General features: G+C 65.9%; 16 protein-coding genes. 7 read left to right on the forward strand and 9 right to left on the reverse strand.

All coding sequences use genetic code 11. From position 1 onward, the window contains the following. Nucleotides 1–187: 187 nt before the first annotated feature. Nucleotides 188–940, forward strand: a complete 753-nt coding sequence (locus AC6CHP_RS17510; protein ID WP_188732224.1) for a DUF4191 domain-containing protein — start codon at nucleotides 188–190, stop codon at nucleotides 938–940. Between the two features lie 82 nt (nucleotides 941–1,022). Further along, on the forward strand, nucleotides 1,023–1,382 hold the full coding sequence (locus tag AC6CHP_RS17515; RefSeq protein ID WP_188732225.1) for a DUF3817 domain-containing protein: 360 nt from the start codon (nucleotides 1,023–1,025) through the stop codon (nucleotides 1,380–1,382). Nucleotides 1,383–1,419: 37 nt separating this feature from the next. Here AC6CHP_RS17515 and AC6CHP_RS17520 read toward each other — a convergent pair whose 3' ends face one another. Further along, the gene (locus AC6CHP_RS17520; RefSeq protein WP_104188642.1) at nucleotides 1,420–1,857 is read right to left on the reverse strand and encodes an RDD family protein; all 438 of its coding nucleotides are present in this window, start codon (nucleotides 1,855–1,857) and stop codon (nucleotides 1,420–1,422) included. A gap of 300 nt (nucleotides 1,858–2,157) precedes the next feature. On the opposite strand from AC6CHP_RS17520, the gene glnA (AC6CHP_RS17525) reads away from it, so the two are divergent. Beyond that, nucleotides 2,158–3,582: a type I glutamate--ammonia ligase gene (gene glnA, locus AC6CHP_RS17525; RefSeq protein WP_174177032.1), complete on the forward strand. Its 1,425-nt coding sequence runs from the start codon at nucleotides 2,158–2,160 to the stop codon at nucleotides 3,580–3,582. Nucleotides 3,583–3,833: 251 nt separating this feature from the next. Here the strand turns inward: glnA (AC6CHP_RS17525) and AC6CHP_RS17530 are convergent, their stop codons facing one another. From AC6CHP_RS17530 to glnA (AC6CHP_RS17545), 4 genes are all read right to left on the reverse strand, one after another. Beyond that, a complete protein-coding gene (locus tag AC6CHP_RS17530; protein ID WP_498231304.1) occupies nucleotides 3,834–4,349 on the reverse strand; it encodes an N-acetyltransferase in 516 nt (171 codons plus the stop codon). A 5-nt stretch (nucleotides 4,350–4,354) separates the two neighbouring features. Continuing rightward, nucleotides 4,355–4,798: a VOC family protein gene (locus AC6CHP_RS17535; protein ID WP_427117344.1), complete on the reverse strand. Its 444-nt coding sequence runs from the start codon at nucleotides 4,796–4,798 to the stop codon at nucleotides 4,355–4,357. A gap of 69 nt (nucleotides 4,799–4,867) precedes the next feature. Beyond that, on the reverse strand, nucleotides 4,868–7,879 hold the full coding sequence (locus AC6CHP_RS17540) for a bifunctional [glutamine synthetase] adenylyltransferase/[glutamine synthetase]-adenylyl-L-tyrosine phosphorylase (RefSeq protein WP_498231306.1): 3,012 nt from the start codon (nucleotides 7,877–7,879) through the stop codon (nucleotides 4,868–4,870). 9 nt (nucleotides 7,880–7,888) lie between these two features. Further along, a complete protein-coding gene (gene glnA, locus AC6CHP_RS17545; protein ID WP_066280551.1) occupies nucleotides 7,889–9,229 on the reverse strand; it encodes a type I glutamate--ammonia ligase in 1,341 nt (446 codons plus the stop codon). Nucleotides 9,230–9,504: 275 nt separating this feature from the next. Here glnA (AC6CHP_RS17545) and panB point away from each other — a divergent pair, with 275 nt between their 5' ends. Further along, a complete protein-coding gene (gene panB, locus AC6CHP_RS17550; RefSeq protein WP_498231308.1) occupies nucleotides 9,505–10,407 on the forward strand; it encodes a 3-methyl-2-oxobutanoate hydroxymethyltransferase in 903 nt (300 codons plus the stop codon). Between the two features lie 69 nt (nucleotides 10,408–10,476). Here the strand turns inward: panB and AC6CHP_RS17555 are convergent, their stop codons facing one another. Next, nucleotides 10,477–10,641 carry an SPOR domain-containing protein gene (locus AC6CHP_RS17555; RefSeq protein ID WP_188732230.1) on the reverse strand — a complete coding sequence of 55 codons (165 nt, stop codon included), beginning with the start codon at nucleotides 10,639–10,641 and terminating at the stop codon, nucleotides 10,477–10,479. Between the two features lie 121 nt (nucleotides 10,642–10,762). On the opposite strand from AC6CHP_RS17555, the gene map reads away from it, so the two are divergent. After that, nucleotides 10,763–11,641: a type I methionyl aminopeptidase gene (map, locus tag AC6CHP_RS17560; protein ID WP_498231311.1), complete on the forward strand. Its 879-nt coding sequence runs from the start codon at nucleotides 10,763–10,765 to the stop codon at nucleotides 11,639–11,641. A gap of 132 nt (nucleotides 11,642–11,773) precedes the next feature. Continuing rightward, on the forward strand, nucleotides 11,774–12,577 hold the full coding sequence (gene ppgK, locus AC6CHP_RS17565; RefSeq protein ID WP_104188661.1) for a polyphosphate--glucose phosphotransferase: 804 nt from the start codon (nucleotides 11,774–11,776) through the stop codon (nucleotides 12,575–12,577). 191 nt (nucleotides 12,578–12,768) lie between these two features. Here the strand turns inward: ppgK and nrdR are convergent, their stop codons facing one another. The 3 genes from nrdR to AC6CHP_RS17580 all read right to left on the reverse strand — a co-directional run bounded on the left by nrdR (nucleotide 12,769) and on the right by AC6CHP_RS17580 (nucleotide 15,334). Next, complete coding sequence (gene nrdR / locus AC6CHP_RS17570) at nucleotides 12,769–13,272, reverse strand: transcriptional regulator NrdR (protein WP_104188663.1); 504 nt, start codon at nucleotides 13,270–13,272, stop codon at nucleotides 12,769–12,771. A 151-nt stretch (nucleotides 13,273–13,423) separates the two neighbouring features. Then, nucleotides 13,424–14,794: a histidinol dehydrogenase gene (gene hisD / locus AC6CHP_RS17575; RefSeq protein ID WP_188732232.1), complete on the reverse strand. Its 1,371-nt coding sequence runs from the start codon at nucleotides 14,792–14,794 to the stop codon at nucleotides 13,424–13,426. 9 nt (nucleotides 14,795–14,803) lie between these two features. Beyond that, a complete protein-coding gene (locus AC6CHP_RS17580; protein ID WP_498231314.1) occupies nucleotides 14,804–15,334 on the reverse strand; it encodes a hypothetical protein in 531 nt (176 codons plus the stop codon). 132 nt (nucleotides 15,335–15,466) lie between these two features. Here AC6CHP_RS17580 and AC6CHP_RS17585 point away from each other — a divergent pair, with 132 nt between their 5' ends. Continuing rightward, nucleotides 15,467–15,967, forward strand: a complete 501-nt coding sequence (locus AC6CHP_RS17585; protein WP_188732234.1) for a flavin reductase family protein — start codon at nucleotides 15,467–15,469, stop codon at nucleotides 15,965–15,967. Nucleotides 15,968–16,032: the final 65 nt, after the last annotated feature.

The following is a 16,032-nucleotide window of genomic DNA, read 5'->3' on the forward strand; positions in this document are numbered from 1 at the left end:
AGGCTGGGAGATCCCCGCCGAACTCGCCCACATCGAATCCTCCGGCAGCACCCGCCAGGAAGCCAGCTCCCTCATCGCAGCACACCACTGATCTGAAGTACCCATAAAACGCAGCGTCCCCGACGGGCCGGCACCTGAACAATTCGGTGCCGGCCCTTCCGCTTTGGTCACGTAGAATTAAGGCACTATGGCGAAATCCCCTGATTCCAGCAACTCCACTCCGTCTGGCTCCAGCGCAGTCAAGCGTGGCCTCTTCTCCCGCAAGCCGAAAGAAGCGAAGGCCAAGAAGCCCAGCCGGCTCAAGCAGATCCGCGAAGTCTTCACCATGACCCGCCGTCATGACCCCATGGTCCCGTGGCTAATGCTGCTGGTTTTTCTTGGCGTCGTGGCTGTCAGCTTCCTGGTGGGCTTCTGGCTGGATAACTGGATCACCGGCCTGATCATCGGCATCCCCCTGGGCCTGCTTGGCGCCACGTTCATCCTGTCCCGCAGGGCAGAACGCGCCGCATTCGCCCAGATCGAGAACCAGCCCGGCGCTTCCGGCGCCGCACTGGGAACGCTCCGCCGCGGCTGGATCACTGAGGAACAGCCTGTTGCCGTTAACCCAAGGACGCAGGACGCCGTCTTCCGCGCCATTGGCCGTCCCGGCGTCGTCCTTGTCAGCGAAGGCCCCACGCACCGGGTAAAGCCGCTGCTGGACGCGGAACGCAAACGCCTTGCGCGCATACTGCCGAACGTCACCGTCCACGTCATCGAAAGCGGCCGGGGCGAGGGGCAGGTGCCCATCAGCGAGGTGGCCAAGAAGATGGGCAAGCTCAAGAAGGAACTGACCAAGCTTGAGGTGAACGCAGTGTCCAAGCGCATCTCCTCACTGGGCAACCGCCTCCCGATCCCCAAGGGCATCGACCCCTACAAGGCGCGTCCCAACCGCGGACGCTAGTTTATGAACCTGCCCCGGTTCCGGCTCCTGCCGGCAGCCGGGGCGTTTCTTTGCCGCTTTCACGGCAGGAGAGGACGTTATCGTGACCTACAAGAAAACAGCGGTGATCCGCGCATTCCGGATCCTGGCCATCGCCGAAGCCTTCAGCTGGGCGGCGCTCCTTATCGGCATGTACTTCAAATGGATTGCCGGAACCACCGAAATAGGCGTCCAGGTTGCCGGACCAATACACGGTGCACTCTTTGTGGGCTATGGCATTGCCGCCCTTGCCCTCTGGAGGCTGCAGCGGTGGCCCTTCGTCGTGGCGCTGTTCGCAGGCATCTCCGCCGTTTTCCCGTTCGCCACGGTCCTGTTCGAACGCTGGGCGGACAAGCGGAACTACCTGGACGCCGCACCGGCATCACCAGGCACCGCGGCAGTTCGGGAAGCCAGCTCCGTATAGCGGGGCGTCGAGGCCGGGAAGTCCGGGGCTGCAGCCTTTAGCGCCGCACCAGCAGCGTGTCCATGGCCTTGTCGTGGAGGCCCCGGTGGTCGGGGTCGAAAATGACCGCGGGGATGACCAGGCAAAGCAGCAGGGACCTCACCAGCGCGGCCAGCGGCCCGGCCGGCCCGCCGCCGGCTTTGACCACGTGGATGCCCATGGCACGGTGTCCGATGCTGTAGCCAAGGGTTCCTATCAGCAGGGTCTGTTCGACGGCGAAGATCGCCAGGGTGGCCCACGGATCTCCCCCGAAAGCGAAGTTGCTGATCAGGAGCGCGATGCCCCAGTCAATCATGATGGCCGCGATCCTGCGGCCCGCCCGCGCAATGGAGCCGGGCCCCGACTCGGGCAGTCCCAGCCGCTCCCCCGGATATTTCGAGATGCCCGATGTGTCGGGGCCGGAGAGCCAGGAGCCGATGTCTTTGCGATCTACCACGGTCCAAGCTTAGCGACTTCCCGCCGACCACACTGTGGATGGAGTTAGACCACAGAGTGGACGGAAGATAGCGTTGCCATATCAGGGCACTATGTAACCTGCCCGAAACAATGCGGACACGGACGGGAAATGCCGCGTCCATAGGCTGTTACCAGTTTCAAGCAATCCGCCGCCAGGCAGTAGAGGGCAGGTAATACCAGCAGGGTACTTACAGCAGGGAAACTGCGTTTCCCTGCGCGTCGGATTGCGCTGGATCAGCTGGCTTGCCAGCCAGATATTACATATGCGTTAGGAGCATAGATGTTCAAGACTGCGGACGAAGTCCTCAAGTTCATCAAGGACGAAGATATTAAATTCGTCGATATCCGCTTCACCGACCTCCCCGGCGTCCAGCAGCACTTCAACGTGCCGGCCAAGAGCGTTGACGCCGACTTCTTCGTCAACGGCCAGCTCTTCGACGGGTCCTCCATCCGTGGCTTCCAGGGCATTGCAGAATCTGACATGCAGCTGATCCCGGACGTCACCACTGCGTTCCTGGACACCTTCCGCATGGAGAAGACGCTGGCGCTGAACTTCTCCATCGTCAACCCCCGCACTGGCGATCCGTACCACCGCGACCCCCGCGGCGTGGCCGAGAAGGCCGAAGCCTACCTGGCCTCCACCGGCATCGCCGACACCGCGTTCTTCGCTCCCGAAGCTGAGTTCTTCGTGTTCGATAACGTGCAGTACCAGTCCTCCCCGCAGGGCAGCTTCTACAAGATCGACTCCGAGGAAGCCCACTGGAACACGGGCCGCGAGGAAGAAGGCGGAAACCTGGGCTACAAGACCCCCGTCAAGGGCGGTTACTTCCCGGTTTCCCCCACCGACAAGCAGGCTGACCTGCGCGACGCCATGTGTGTCGCCCTGGACGAGGCCGGCCTTGAGGTCGAGCGCAGCCACCACGAAGTTGGATCCGCCGGCCAGGCTGAGATCAACTACAAGTTCACCACCCTGACGCACGCTGCCGATGACCTGCAGAAGTTCAAGTACGTCATCAAGAACACCGCAGACGCCTGGGGCAAGTCCGTAACGTTCATGCCCAAGCCGGTCTTTGGCGACAACGGCTCCGGCATGCACTGCCACCAGTCGCTGTGGAACGGCGGCGAGCCGCTGTTCTACGACGAGAAGGGCTACGCCGGCCTGTCCGACACCGCCCGCTGGTACATTGGCGGCCTGCTCAAGCACGCCTCCGCCGTCCTGGCCTTCACCAACCCGACGGTGAACTCCTACCGCCGCCTGGTCAAGGGCTTCGAAGCTCCGGTCAACATGGTCTACTCGCAGGGCAACCGCTCCGCAGGTATCCGCATCCCGATCACGGGCTCCAACCCCAAGGCCAAGCGCATCGAGTTCCGCGCTCCGGACCCCTCCTCCAACCCGTACCTGGCGTTCGCTGCCCAGCTGATGGCCGGCATCGACGGCATCCGCAACCGCATTGAGCCCCCCGCCCCGATCGACAAGGACCTCTACGAGCTCCCCGCCGAAGAGGCCAAGGACATCCCCAAGGCTCCGGGCACGCTCGAGGAAGCACTGGAGGCCCTGCGCGAGGACAACGAGTTCCTCCAGGCCGGCGGCGTGTTCACCCAGGACCTGATCGACACCTGGATCGAGTACAAGTACGAGAACGAGATCCGCCCGCTGTCCCTGCGCCCGAACCCCTACGAGTTCGAGCTCTACTACGGCGTCTAGCATCACCGTCTCCTGAGACACCAAAGGCGGCCACCGGTTCACCGGTGGCCGCCTTTTGCGTGTGGCCCGAAGGTGGGAGCCCGGCTCCAGACGTGCTGAGACCGGGAGCCGGACCCCCTGACGAATGCCCCCCGGGACGAAGACCAGTTTCAGCCCTCCCCCCAACAAGGTTGAAGAACACCGCCATTCCACATGATCGGGCAATCGCTTTCTCAGCGCAATACGGCCCGCCGCCTGTTATGCCATTGTGGTCAAAAACTGCGGAACATGATCCGCTGCGGACCCGCCTGCCCGCCGGTGTATTGTCCCCGGTCCACGAACCCGGCCCGGCGGTAGGCGGACAGGCCCGCAGCGTTCGCTTCATTGACGGAAAGAACGACGCCGGCCTCCCCGGTGTGGTGCCTGGCCGTGAGTTTTTGGGCGGCGGACACGGCGGCGGCTGCCGCGAGCGGACCAAGTCCCCTGCCCTGTTCGCGCCTGTCGAGCAGGAAGCCCCTCAGGAGCCACGCAGAGTGGTCGTCCGGCCAGCCGGCCAGGCGCGCCGCAGCGGCCTGCAGGGTCAGGACGCCGACGGCCCGGCCGGCGGACTCGATGACATAGGGCCGGCGTGATTCCTCGGCAAGCCCGGTGAGGGCCATCCGGAGCGGATCGCCAACAAACCTGTCCTGCCCTGGCCCCATTTCGAGGCCGGCAACTGCCTCGAGGTGGATGGCGCGGGCGTCGTCGTCGAGGTCCTGGAGCGAAATCAGCCAGACGTCCGTGGCCACGCCGTTCAGGTCTGCGGTCCGGCAGAATCTTCGTTTGAGGGGGACTCCGCGGGCGGGCCAGCAGGGTCCATCCAGAAGACCTCCCAAAGGTGCCCGTCCGGGTCCTGGAAGCTGTGGTTGTACATAAAGCCGTAGTCCTGGGCATCCTGGGACGCGGAGCCGCCGTTGGCCAGGGCAGACTGCACTGCCTGGTCCACGGCCTCCCTGCTGTCCACGGAGTAGGCGATGATTGCCTCGGCTGAATCCCTGGTGCTGGCGACCCCCTTTGTGGTGAAGGTCTTGAAATAGGCCTCCACCAGGAGCATTACGTACGCGTTCTCGTTGACCACCATGCACGTGGCGTTCTCGTCCGTGAAATCGGGGTTGAAGGTGAAGCCCAGGGCCGTGAAGAAACCGACTGAGCGTTGGAGGTCCTGGACAGGCAGGTTGAGGAAGAGTTGGCTAGCCATGCGCTCAACCTAGCACCGGGCCCCGACAGGTGTCAGCCGTCCCTGCCACCTTCCGCCGCCTCCTACCGGCTACTGGCCGTAGAAGACCCGCTCGAAGACCGCCCGGGCCCGGCGGCTGACCCGGAGGTAGTCCTCCTCCAGTGCCGCTGCCTGTCCCGGTTCGTATCCGCACCAGCGGGCAACGGCTTCCAGGTCGCGCCGGGACGACGGCAGAAGGTCCGAGGCCTTGCCGCTCCAGATGACGTTCGCGGACCGGATCCGGCTTGCAAGACGCCAGGCGGCGGCCAGCAGGCCGGCGTCGTCCTGTGCGAGCAGGCCGGTCCGGGCGGCAGCGTCCAGCGCTTCCAGGGTGGACGTGGTCCGAAGCTCCGGGTGGCTGCCGGCGTGCTGCAGCTGCAGGAGCTGGACAAGCCATTCGACGTCGCTCAATCCGCCCCGGCCCAGCTTGAGGTGGCGTGCGGGGTCGGCGCCGCGGGGCAGTCGTTCGGACTCCACGCGCGCCTTGATCCGCCTAATTTCCCGCACGTCCGTCTCCGCAACCGATTCCGGATACCTGATGGGCTCGATGAGTTCCAGGAAGTCCCTGGCCAGGTCGTCATTGCCGGCCATGGGACGGGCCCTGAGCAGCGCCTGCGCCTCCCAGATGAGGGACCAGCGCCGGTAGTATTCTGCGAACGAGTCGAGGGATCGGACCATGGCACCGTTCTTCCCCTCGGGGCGCAGGTCCGCGTCCATCTGGAGCACCCGCTCGGCCATGATGGCGGGCTTCAAGGGCTGGGTCAACAGGGTGGAGACTTTGTTGACGATCCGGGTGGCCTGTTCCTGTGCTTCTTCGGGGCTGAACCCGGGCAGGGCCCTGTGCACGTACATCACATCCGCGTCCGAACCGTAGCCGATCTCGCGGCCGCCCTGCCGTCCCATGGCAACCACCAGCACGGTGGTCTTCAGCGGCCCGTTGGCGGAGACGATGCCCTCCGCCACGCGCAGGGCCCCCAGGACCGCGGCCCTGTCCGTATCCGCCAGGGCCCTCCCCACCTGGTCCTGGTCCAGCAGTCCGGCTGAATCGGCGATGGCGATCCGGAGGATTTCACGGCGCCGGATCAGTCGGATGAGGCGCATGGCGCTTTCCGGATCCGCGTGCCGCGACATCTTGGAGGTGATTTCCTGCCACTGGGCATCGAACCCCACGGGTGCCAGGTCCTTGTCCTGGCCCAGCCAGGCCACCGACTCCGGCGAAACCTCCAGCAGATCCGCAATGAGCCGTGAGTTGGACAGCATGTGGCACAACCGCTCTGCGGCCGCATTGGAGTCCCGGAGCATCCCCAGGTACCAGTGCGTGGTTCCCAGGGCCTCGCTGACGCGCCGGAACGCAAGGAGCCCCGCGTCCGCGTCCACGCCTTCAGCCAGCCAGTCGAGCAGGATCGGCAGCAGCTGCCGCTGGAGGGCTGCGCGCCGGCTGACGCCAGCGGTCAGGGCCTCGATATGGCGCATGGCGCCCTTCGGGTCCCGGTACCCCAGGGCAGCCAGGCGGCCCTCGGCTGCTTCCGGCGTCAGCTTGGCGTCTTCGCTGCTAAGCTTGGCCGCCGTGTTGAGCAGCGGCCGGTAGAAGATGCGCTCATGCAGTTCCCGGACGGAGCGCTTGGTTTTCTGCCAGGTGGACAGCAGCGCGTCCGGATGGGGACGCTCGTTGGAGAAGGGGCCCAGCACGGCTTTCGCCAGCGACCTGAGCGCCGGTTCGGCAACGGGCATCAGGTGCGTCCTGCGCAGCTGGAAGAGCTGGATGCGGTGTTCCAGCAGGCGCAGGTAGCGGTAGGCGTTGTCGAAGGCGGCCGCGTCCGAGCGGCCTATGTAGCCCCCGGACGACAGGGCAGCGATGGCGGAGGTAGTGTCCCGGCGTCGGAGTGTTTCGTCTGCTTTGCCGTGGACCAGCTGGAGCAGCTGCACGGTGAATTCGACGTCACGCAGCCCGCCGCGGCCAAGCTTAATCTGGCGCTGCTCCTCCGCAGCCGGAATGTGTTCGGTCACCCGGCGGCGCATGGCCTGCACCGATTCCACGAATCCGTCCCGGCTTGCCGAACTCCAGATCAGCGGTGCGACGGCTTCCTCGTAGCGGCGGCCAAGGTCTGCGTCGCCGGCAATGGTCCGGGCCTTGAGCAGCGCCTGGAACTCCCAGCTTTCAGCCCAGCGGGCATAGTACGTCTGGTGCGAGGCAAGGGTGCGGACCAATGGTCCGGATTTTCCTTCCGGCCGAAGGTTCGCGTCCACCTCCCACAGGCCCGGTTCACGGGCAACGGAGGAGATGGCGCGGGAGATTCCGCTCGCCAGCGCTGTTCCTATGGTGTTCGCCTTCGCGTCATCGAGGGTGCCGGGGTCCACCACGTAGATGACGTCGACGTCGGAAATGTAATTCAGTTCGCGGGCGCCGCACTTGCCCATCCCGATCACGGCAAGGCCGACGTCGGCAACGTCCCCGGCGCCGTACTGCTCACCCGCCTCTGCGCGCGAGACGGCAAGGGCCGCTTCGATGGCTGCGCCGGCAAGGTCCGCGAGTTCCGCTCCCACTGACGGGAGGAAATCCAGCGGATCGGCCGCACACAGGTCCTTGACGGCGAGGTCCACCACACCCCTGCGGTACGCCGTGCGAAGCGCCGCATGGGCGTCATTCCCGGTGCTGGCTGCCACGGGCCGGGCAGCGCGGGGGTCAGCGCCCACGGACTGCAGGAGGACCCCGCGCAGGGCGGCAGGATCGGACTGCAGCGGCTCGGGGCTGGCGCGGACTTGGAAGGCCTCCAGGTGTTCCGGATGCCGTATCAGGAACTCCCCCAGGGCTTCGGACGCACCCAGCACGCGGTACATCGGTTCGCTGGTGTCGGGGTCGGCGGTGGCCAGTTCCCGGAGCGCCGGGTGCTTTTCGATCAGGCGGACCAGGGACTGCAGCGCCGTGTCCGGACTGGCTGCCAACTGCAGGCCCGCAAACAGCCTGTCCTGGTCCAGCCCTTCCAGTTCCGGCGCAGCGAGGAACCGCTCCCCCTTGTCGAGGTCGCTGAATCCAGCCGCAATGAGGCGGCGTGCCAGGCTCACGCCCGCAGCCTAGAGGATGCCGAGGTTGCGCTGCAGCTCGTAGGGCGTCACCTGCAGGCGGTAGTCCTGCCACTCGGCGCGCTTGTTGCGCAGGAAGTGCTCAAACACCTGTTCGCCCAGGATCTGGGGCATGAGCTCCGAGTCTTCCATCGTCCGGATGGCGTCATGGAGGCTGGCGGGGAGGGGATCGTGGCCCATGGCCCGGCGTTCGGCCGAGCTCAGCGACCACACGTCGTCCTCGGCGGCGGCCGGAAGGTCGTAGCCTTCCTCGATGCCCTTCAGGCCGGCCCCCAGCAGTACCGCGTAGGCCAGGTAGGGGTTGGCCGCGGAATCGATGCCACGGTACTCGATCCGTGCGGACTGGCCCTTGCCCGGCTTGTACAGCGGGACCCGCACCAAGGCTGAGCGGTTGTTGTGGCCCCAGCTCAGGTAGCTCGGAGCCTCTCCGCCACCCCAGAGCCGCTTGTAGGAGTTCACGAACTGGTTGGTCACTGCGGTGAACTCGGGCGCGTGCTTGAGGATGCCGGCGATGAACTGGCGGGCGGTCTTTGAGAGCTGGAATTCGGCGCCGGCCTCGTAGAACGCGTTGGTGTCGCCTTCGAACAGCGAGAAGTGCGTGTGCATGCCGGAGCCCGGGTGGGCGGTGAACGGTTTGGGCATGAAGGTGGCGTAGGTGCCCTGCTGCAGCGCCACTTCCTTGATGACGGTGCGGAAAGTCATGATGTTGTCCGCGGTCTGCAGGGCGTCCGCGTAGCGCAGGTCTATTTCGTTCTGGCCGGGACCAGCCTCGTGGTGGCTGAATTCCACGGAGATACCCACGGATTCGAGCATGGTGACAGCTGTCCGGCGGAAGTCCTGGGCCACGCCGCCGGGAACATGGTCAAAATAGCCGCCCTCGTCCACGGGCACGGGGGCGCCGTCCGGGCCGGGTTCCTGGGACTTGAGAAGGTAGAACTCGATTTCGGGGTGGGTGTAGCAGGTGAAGCCCATGTCGGCGGCCTTGGCGAGGGTCCGCTTCAGGACGTTGCGGGGATCCGCGGCGGACGGTTCGCCGTCCGGGGTGAGGATGTCGCAGAACATGCGCGAGGTCTGTTCCGTCTCCCCGCGCCACGGCAGGATCTGGAAGGTGGAAGGATCGGGCTGGGCCAGCATGTCTGACTCGAACACCCGGGCCAGGCCTTCAATGGCGGAGCCGTCGAAGCCCAGTCCTTCCTCGAACGCACCCTCAACCTCGGCGGGGGCAAGTGCCACGGACTTGAGCGAACCCACGACGTCGGTGAACCACAGCCGCACGAAACGTACGTCGCGCTCTTCGATTGTGCGCAGGACAAACTCTTGCTGGCGGTCCATGATGGCCTCTTCTCCGGTCAACGTCCATGCTCCGGGCCCGCAGTAAAGGGAAGCCGGCAGCAGTTCACCAACACTGTACTAAGCATTCGGCGCCGATGCTGAAGCCTGCGCCGCGCGTAACACAGCGTTAACGCCCGGCCTCCGGATTTAAGCCGCGCAACCCGGCTGTGCGCACCGTCGGGACCCGCCGCAGGCCAGCCCGTATGACCCTTATCACCAGGTGAGCCTCCGGCCCGCGGTAGCTAGGACAGCGGCTCCCCCACTACGCTCATGCCATGTCCTCAAGCAACAGCTCCGATTCCAGCATGTCCGCCGACGTCCCCGCCCCCTACGGCAGCGGGCCGGGCCAGGCAGCTGCGCCTGCGGCTGCGGCACAGCAGAAGCCGGCCAAGGTGCGCATCCACCACCTGCAGCAGGCCAAGAGGGACGGTACCAAGTTCGCCATGCTGACTGCCTACGAGCAGTACACGGCTGAAATATTTGATGCCGCCGGAATAGAAGTTCTCCTGGTCGGCGACTCGGCCTCGAATAACGTGTTCGGCAACGAGACCAGCCTTCCGGTCACTGTGGACGAACTGCTGCCCCTCTGCCGCGCCGTAGCACGCAGCGCCAAGCGCGCGCTCATCGTGGCCGACCTGCCGTTCGGCAGCTATGAGGTGTCCGCGGAACAGGCAGTCGGCGCCGGCGTCCGATTCCTCAAGGAAGGCCTGGCGCACGCGGTCAAGATCGAGGGCGGCGCCTACTATGCGCCCACGGTGAAGGCCATGGTCCAGGCCGGCATTCCGGTCATGGCACACATCGGTTTCACCCCGCAGAGCGAGCATGCCCTCGGCGGTTACCGCGTGCAGGGCCGCGGCGACGATGCGCAGCGCCTTGTCGATGACGCGGTCGCCCTCGCTGAGGCGGGGGCATTCTGCGTGCTGATGGAGATGGTCCCAGCCGGGACGGCAGCCGCCGTGGACGCGGCTGTTCCCGTCCCCACGGTGGGCATCGGCGCGGGCAAGGAAACAACCGGACAGGTGCTTGTCTGGCAGGACATGGCCGGGCTGCGCGGCGGGCGGATGGCCAAGTTCGTCAAGCAGTACGCAGACCTGCGCAGCACACTTAAGGACGCGGCCACGCAGTATGGCGAGGACGTCAGGTCAGGACAGTTCCCCGGGCCGGAACACTCGTTCTAAAAGGCGCCGGCTTCTAAAGACGGCGACGGAACAGGCGGCCGGCACCCGGCCTGCCTGCCCGCGCGACGGTCAGTCGTCGTCGTCCTTTTCCCAAGCCTCATTGCGGGCGCGCACCTTTTCCAGCGCGTGCTCGGCTTCCTCCCGCGTTTTGTACGGTCCGATCAGCTGGCTCCAGTCGGACAGCCGGTCCTCTTCGATCTCATGCGTATTGACGTTGTACCAGTACTCAGTCATCGTTGCTCCTCGTTCCGGCGGCGGGAAAGCTGTGGCGTGACCCGCGTAACTTAAATTCTTACGCAGGCCCCGCGCGGCTTCCGGTTGTTAGGCGTTCTGCACTGCCTTATATGATCAATCTATGCCTTCCCTTGCCTCGACTGCACCCATCGGCACCCTCACCCCGGGAACCATAGGTCCGCAGCGTCCCGTCCCGGCGTCCATCCCCCGGCCGGAGTACGTCGGCAGGCCCGCACCGGCGAAATTCACCGGTTCGGAGGTCAAGTCCCCGGAAACAATCGAGAAGATCCGGATCGCGGGGAAGATCGCAGCACAGGCCATCGTGGAGGTGGGCAAGCATATCCAGCCCGGCGTCACCACCGACCAGCTGGACAAAGTGGGCCACGAGTTCCTCCTTGACCACCACGCCTACCCGTCCACCCTCGGCTACCGGGGCTTCCCAAAGTCGCTGTGCTCCTCCCTGAACGAGGTCATTTGCCATGGCATCCCGGACAGCACCGTGGTCCGGGACGGGGACATCCTCAACATCGACATCACCGCCTTCATCAACGGAGTCCACGGGGACACCAACTACACCTTCCTCGTGGGCGGCGTGGACGAGGAATCCCGGCTGCTGGTGGAACGCACCCGGGAGTCCCTGAACCGGGCCATCAAGGCTGTGGCCCCCGGACGGGAAATCAATGTCATCGGCAGGGCCATCCAGTCCTATGCCAAGCGCTTCGGCTATGGTGTTGTCCGTGATTTCACCGGGCACGGCGTGGGCGAAGCGTTCCATACCGGGCTCATCATTCCGCACTACGACGCGGCACCTGCCTACAACACTGTGATCGAGGCCGGCATGGTCTTCACCATTGAACCGATGCTCACCCTCGGCACCGTGGAATGGGACATGTGGGCCGATGACTGGACCGTTGTCACCAAGGACCGGAAGCGCACTGCCCAGTTCGAGCACACGCTGCTGGTGACGGACTCCGGCGCGGAAATCCTCACGCTGCCCTAGCCCTGCCCAACCGGGCACCACCACGACGCACACACCATGGCCCACCCCTTCCCGGTTCCTGACCGGACATCAATTCCCGGCCGGCCACCGGCCCCCGCAACCCTGACCGCCCCTGCCACGAACGGAAACCCATTGGCCAAGAAGGACGAGAAGTCGCACAAGAACGCCCCGCTGATCGGCATCGACATCGGAGGTACCGGAATCAAGGGCGGCATAGTCGACCTGAAGAAGGGCAAACTGCTGGGGGAACGGTTCCGCGTCCCCACCCCGCAGCCCGCCACGCCTGAATCAGTTGCCGAAGCCGTGGCGCTGGTGGTTTCCGAGCTGTCCGCCCGGCCCGAGGCGCCTGCTGCAGGCTCGCCCGTCGGGGTGACCTTTCCCGGCATCATCCAGCACGGCGTGGTCCACTCCGCCGCCAACGTGGACAAGAGCTGGCTCAACACGGACATCGATGCGCTCCTGACTGCCCGCCTTGGCCGGCCCGTTGAGGTCATCAACGACGCCGATGCCGCGGGCCTGGCCGAGGCGCGCTACGGCGCCGGTGCCGGTGTCAAGGGCACTGTCCTGGTCATCACGCTCGGCACGGGAATCGGCTCCGCCTTTATCTTCGACGGCAAGCTCGTCCCCAATGCTGAACTTGGCCACCTCGAGATCGACGGCCACGACGCCGAGACCAAGGCTTCCGCAGTGGCCCGCGAACGCGACGGCCTGTCCTGGGACGAGTACAGCGTGCTGCTGCAGCGCTACTTCTCCCACGTCGAGTTCCTGTTCTCGCCCGAACTGTTTATTGTTGGCGGCGGCATTTCCAAGCGCGCTGACGAGTACCTGCCCAACCTGCGGCTGCGCACGCCGATCGTCCCGGCGGTCCTCCGCAACGAGGCAGGCATCGTGGGAGCCGCGATCGAAATTGCATTGAAGCACAAGCTCGCCAAGTAGCGCGGGTGCCGTGCCGTCGTCGCAGCGATCCAACAGGCGACGGCGGCACGGGAGTTCCGCTGGAGTGTGGCTGGAGGCATTCCACCAGCTCGGGAGTTCCGCCGCAGGCGATACATTCTTCCGTCCGGCGATCCTCCGGAACAGAGTGCCGGTGGCGGCTTCGGCTTCCCCTCCGCTGCCGCCACCGGAGTTTACAGGGGGCTCTTCTCGGAGCTCTTGGCGCCCTTAGCGGCAACGCCCCGGGCGTCCTGTTCTTCCTGGCGGAGCAGGGCAATGGCAGTCTCGAAATCCTCAAGGGATTCGAATGCCTGGTACACGCTCGCGAAGCGAAGGTACGCAACCTTGTCCAGCTTCTGCAGGGGCCCGAGGATCACCAGGCCCACCTCGTGGGCGTCGATTTCGGCGGCGCCGGAGGAACGGATCTGTTCCTCGACTTCCTGCGCCAGCAGTGCGAGGTCGTCCTCGCTGACGGGACGCCCCTGGCAGGCTTTGCGTACCCCGTTGATCACCTTGCTGCGGCTGAAGGGCTCGCCCACGCCGGAGCGCTTGATCACGGAAAGGCTGGTGGTTTCGACGGTGGTAAACCTGCGGCCGCACTCCGGGCACTGGCGGCGGCGCCTGATGGCCGAGCCGTCATCCGCCATCCGGCTGTCCACCACCCGGGAATCGGGGTTGCGGCAAAACGGACAGTACATCGTGCCTCCCTCTCCCAGGACCTGTGCCAGCGGAAAATTGCAAGCGCAAGTGCGCCCTATCCCAGTTTACGTCTCCGCTCCGGCTAATAACAAGCGTGTAAGTACTACATGTTGTGGTTGCCACCACTACATGTCGGCATTGCGGCAGATGTCAGGAGAACCTGGCGGTCACCGCATCCCCGTGCGCGGGAAGGTCTTCGGCTCCGGAAAGGCTGACAATGTGGCCGCTGACTTCCGCCAGCGCGTCACGGGAATAGTTCACTACCTGGATGGCCCGCAGGAACGTGGTGACGTTCAGGCCGGACGAAAAGGCAGCCGTGCCGCTGGTGGGCAGGACGTGGTTGGAGCCGGCACAGTAGTCCCCCAGGCTGACCGGGCTGTAGTCGCCCACAAAGATCGCACCGGCGTTCCGGATCCTGGCGGCGACGCCCGCGGCATCCTGCGTCATGATCTCCAGGTGTTCTGCCGCATAGGCGTCGCACGCTGCAATGCCCTGTTCAAGGTTGTCCACCAGGACTACCCCGGACTGCGGGCCGGACAGCGCCTCGCGGACGCGCGCGGAGTGCCTGGTGGCCGCAGCCTGCCGGTCGAGCTCGGCACGGACAGCGGCGGCGAGGTCCCCGGAATCCGTGATCAGCACGGATGCTGCCTTGGGATCGTGCTCGGCCTGGCTGATGAGGTCGGCCGCCACCAGACGGGGCTGGGCCGTGGAATCCGCGAGGATCGCGATTTCCGTGGTGCCCGCCTCCGAGTCGATCCCCACCACGCCCTTGACCAGACGCTTGGCGGTGGCTACAAAGATGTTGCCCGGTCCGGTCACAACGTCCACCGGCTCCAGGGCCGGGCCGGCCTCCGTTGCCGGGATACCGTAGGCGAACGCGGCGATGGCCTGGGCGCCGCCGATGGCATAGACCTCGGTGATCCCCAGCAGCGCGGCAGCGGCAAGGATGGTGGGGTGGGGCAGCCCGCCGAACTCCTTTTGCGGAGGGGACGCCAGGGCGATGGACCGGACACCTGCTGCGAGGGCCGGGACGACGTTCATGATCACGGAGGAGGGGTAGACGGCGAGGCCGCCCGGAACATACAGCCCCACCCGCGCCACCGGCACCCAGTTCTGCGCCACCACTGCGCCGTCGCCGAGCTGCACCTCGATATTGCGCGGACGCTGGCCGTCAGCGAACCGGCGGGCCCGGCTGATGGATTCCTCCAGCGCGCCGCGGACGGACGGGTCCAGCTCCTCCAGCGCGGACGCCAGGGCCTTCCGGGGAACCAGTGGGTGGTGCTGCGCCACGCCGTCAAAACGCCGGGCGAGTTCACCCAGCGCCGCGAAACCTCCCTGCCGGACAGACGAAATGATGTCCTGGACCTTCTCCTCGGCATCGGCCACGGTCTGGCCCTGGGCCCGCGGCACTGCGGCCCGGAGCCCGGCGAGGGTAAGGCTTTGGCCGCGCAGGTCAACGGTGCGGAAGTCCACGGTGGCGGTGGCGGCTGGGCTGGCGGAGTTCTCCGAAGAAATGGTCACTGGCCTATTTTACTGGCCCTGCCACAGCGTCCGGCGACTCCCGTGGTCCGCCGGCGGCTTCCGGCTCATGAGGTCGAGAAGCTCCAGCACGAAAACCGAGACGGCCGTGGCTGCGGGCCACAGGAGCAGCACCGGCCAGGCGCGCAGCGAAAAGGCGATGCTGGCGTTGGCTGAGGCATCAACTGCAGGCGCCCACAGCTGCGCGGCCAGCAGCCCTGCCTGCCAGGCCAGGGCTGCCCCGCACAAGGCTCCCGCCAGGCCCGCCACAAGGTCCGCCTGCGGATCCGCCCGTTTCTTGTCCGCCAGGACAACGGCCAGCAGGCATCCGGCAAGAACCAGCAGTCCTGCCAGCGTCAGGTCACGCGGCAGCCAGACCTCCGGATTGGTTCCGCTGCCCAAGGCCGGGTCCCTGGTGATCAGGTTCAGGCCCCCGGGCGCCAGGATCCACCAAAGGATGCCCAGCGGGACACCTGCGGCAGCCGGAATCACCAGCATCGCCCAGGGCAGCCGCGGGCGAGTGCGGCGGGTGGCTTTTGTCATGCAACAAACCTTAACAAATCCGCGGCGTTCATCGCCGGACCCGGGCCTTCCGGGAATTCACCGCCGGCACGGCAGAGCCATACCCTTGAAGGAGAGCACACGTACCCGACTTTCCAGCCACCAGGAGTTTCCGTGACAACTAATGACGTTCCGTTCGAGCGGACGTTCAGGGAGATGTTCCGGCGCCACGCTGCCGGCGTCGCCATCATCACGGTGAACTACCAGGACCAGCCCTACGGCTTCACCGCCACCTCCGTGGCTTCGCTTTCCGCGCAGCCTCCGCGCTTCACGTTCAACATGGCCCGCAGCTCCCGGTCGTGGCCGGCCGTGGCCAATACCACCTACCTGGGGGTCCACATGCTGGGCCTCGAAAACATGCAGCTGGCCGACCTGTTCGCGGGCGCCGGCAACCGTTTTGAGGGCGACCACTGGGAAACCGGTCCGCACGGGGTGCCCATCCTGAAAGACGTGGCCGGCTGGCTGATCGGCGAAGTGCAGATGCGGCTGTCTTTCGAGAACAATGCCGTCGTGGTGGTCCAGGTGGTGGACGGCCAGGTGGGCGGCGACGGCTCACCGCTGCTGTACCACGGCGGCGCGTACGGCCAGCCCGTCCCGCTGGACTACGAGATCTAGCGGTCCCCCACCACCCGCGGACGACGACGGGACGTGCCTTCCGTCGTCGTCCTTCCCTTGTCTTC

The organism is Pseudarthrobacter sp. GQ63, assembly GCF_059758765.1.

Excerpts from the sequence above, each read along its gene's own strand:
- AC6CHP_RS17510 (WP_188732224.1), top strand. The coding sequence starts at position 188 with ATGGCGAAATCCCCTGATTCCAGCAACTCCACTCCGTCTGGCTCCAGC.
- glnA (WP_174177032.1), top strand. The coding sequence starts at position 2,158 with ATGTTCAAGACTGCGGACGAAGTCCTCAAGTTCATCAAGGACGAAGAT.
- AC6CHP_RS17535 (WP_427117344.1), bottom strand. The coding sequence starts at position 4,798 with ATGGCTAGCCAACTCTTCCTCAACCTGCCTGTCCAGGACCTCCAACGC.
- glnA (WP_066280551.1), bottom strand. The coding sequence starts at position 9,229 with ATGGACCGCCAGCAAGAGTTTGTCCTGCGCACAATCGAAGAGCGCGAC.
- panB (WP_498231308.1), top strand. The coding sequence starts at position 9,505 with ATGTCCTCAAGCAACAGCTCCGATTCCAGCATGTCCGCCGACGTCCCC.
- AC6CHP_RS17555 (WP_188732230.1), bottom strand. The coding sequence starts at position 10,641 with ATGACTGAGTACTGGTACAACGTCAATACGCATGAGATCGAAGAGGAC.
- map (WP_498231311.1), top strand. The coding sequence starts at position 10,763 with ATGCCTTCCCTTGCCTCGACTGCACCCATCGGCACCCTCACCCCGGGA.
- nrdR (WP_104188663.1), bottom strand. The coding sequence starts at position 13,272 with ATGTACTGTCCGTTTTGCCGCAACCCCGATTCCCGGGTGGTGGACAGC.
- AC6CHP_RS17580 (WP_498231314.1), bottom strand. The coding sequence starts at position 15,334 with ATGACAAAAGCCACCCGCCGCACTCGCCCGCGGCTGCCCTGGGCGATG.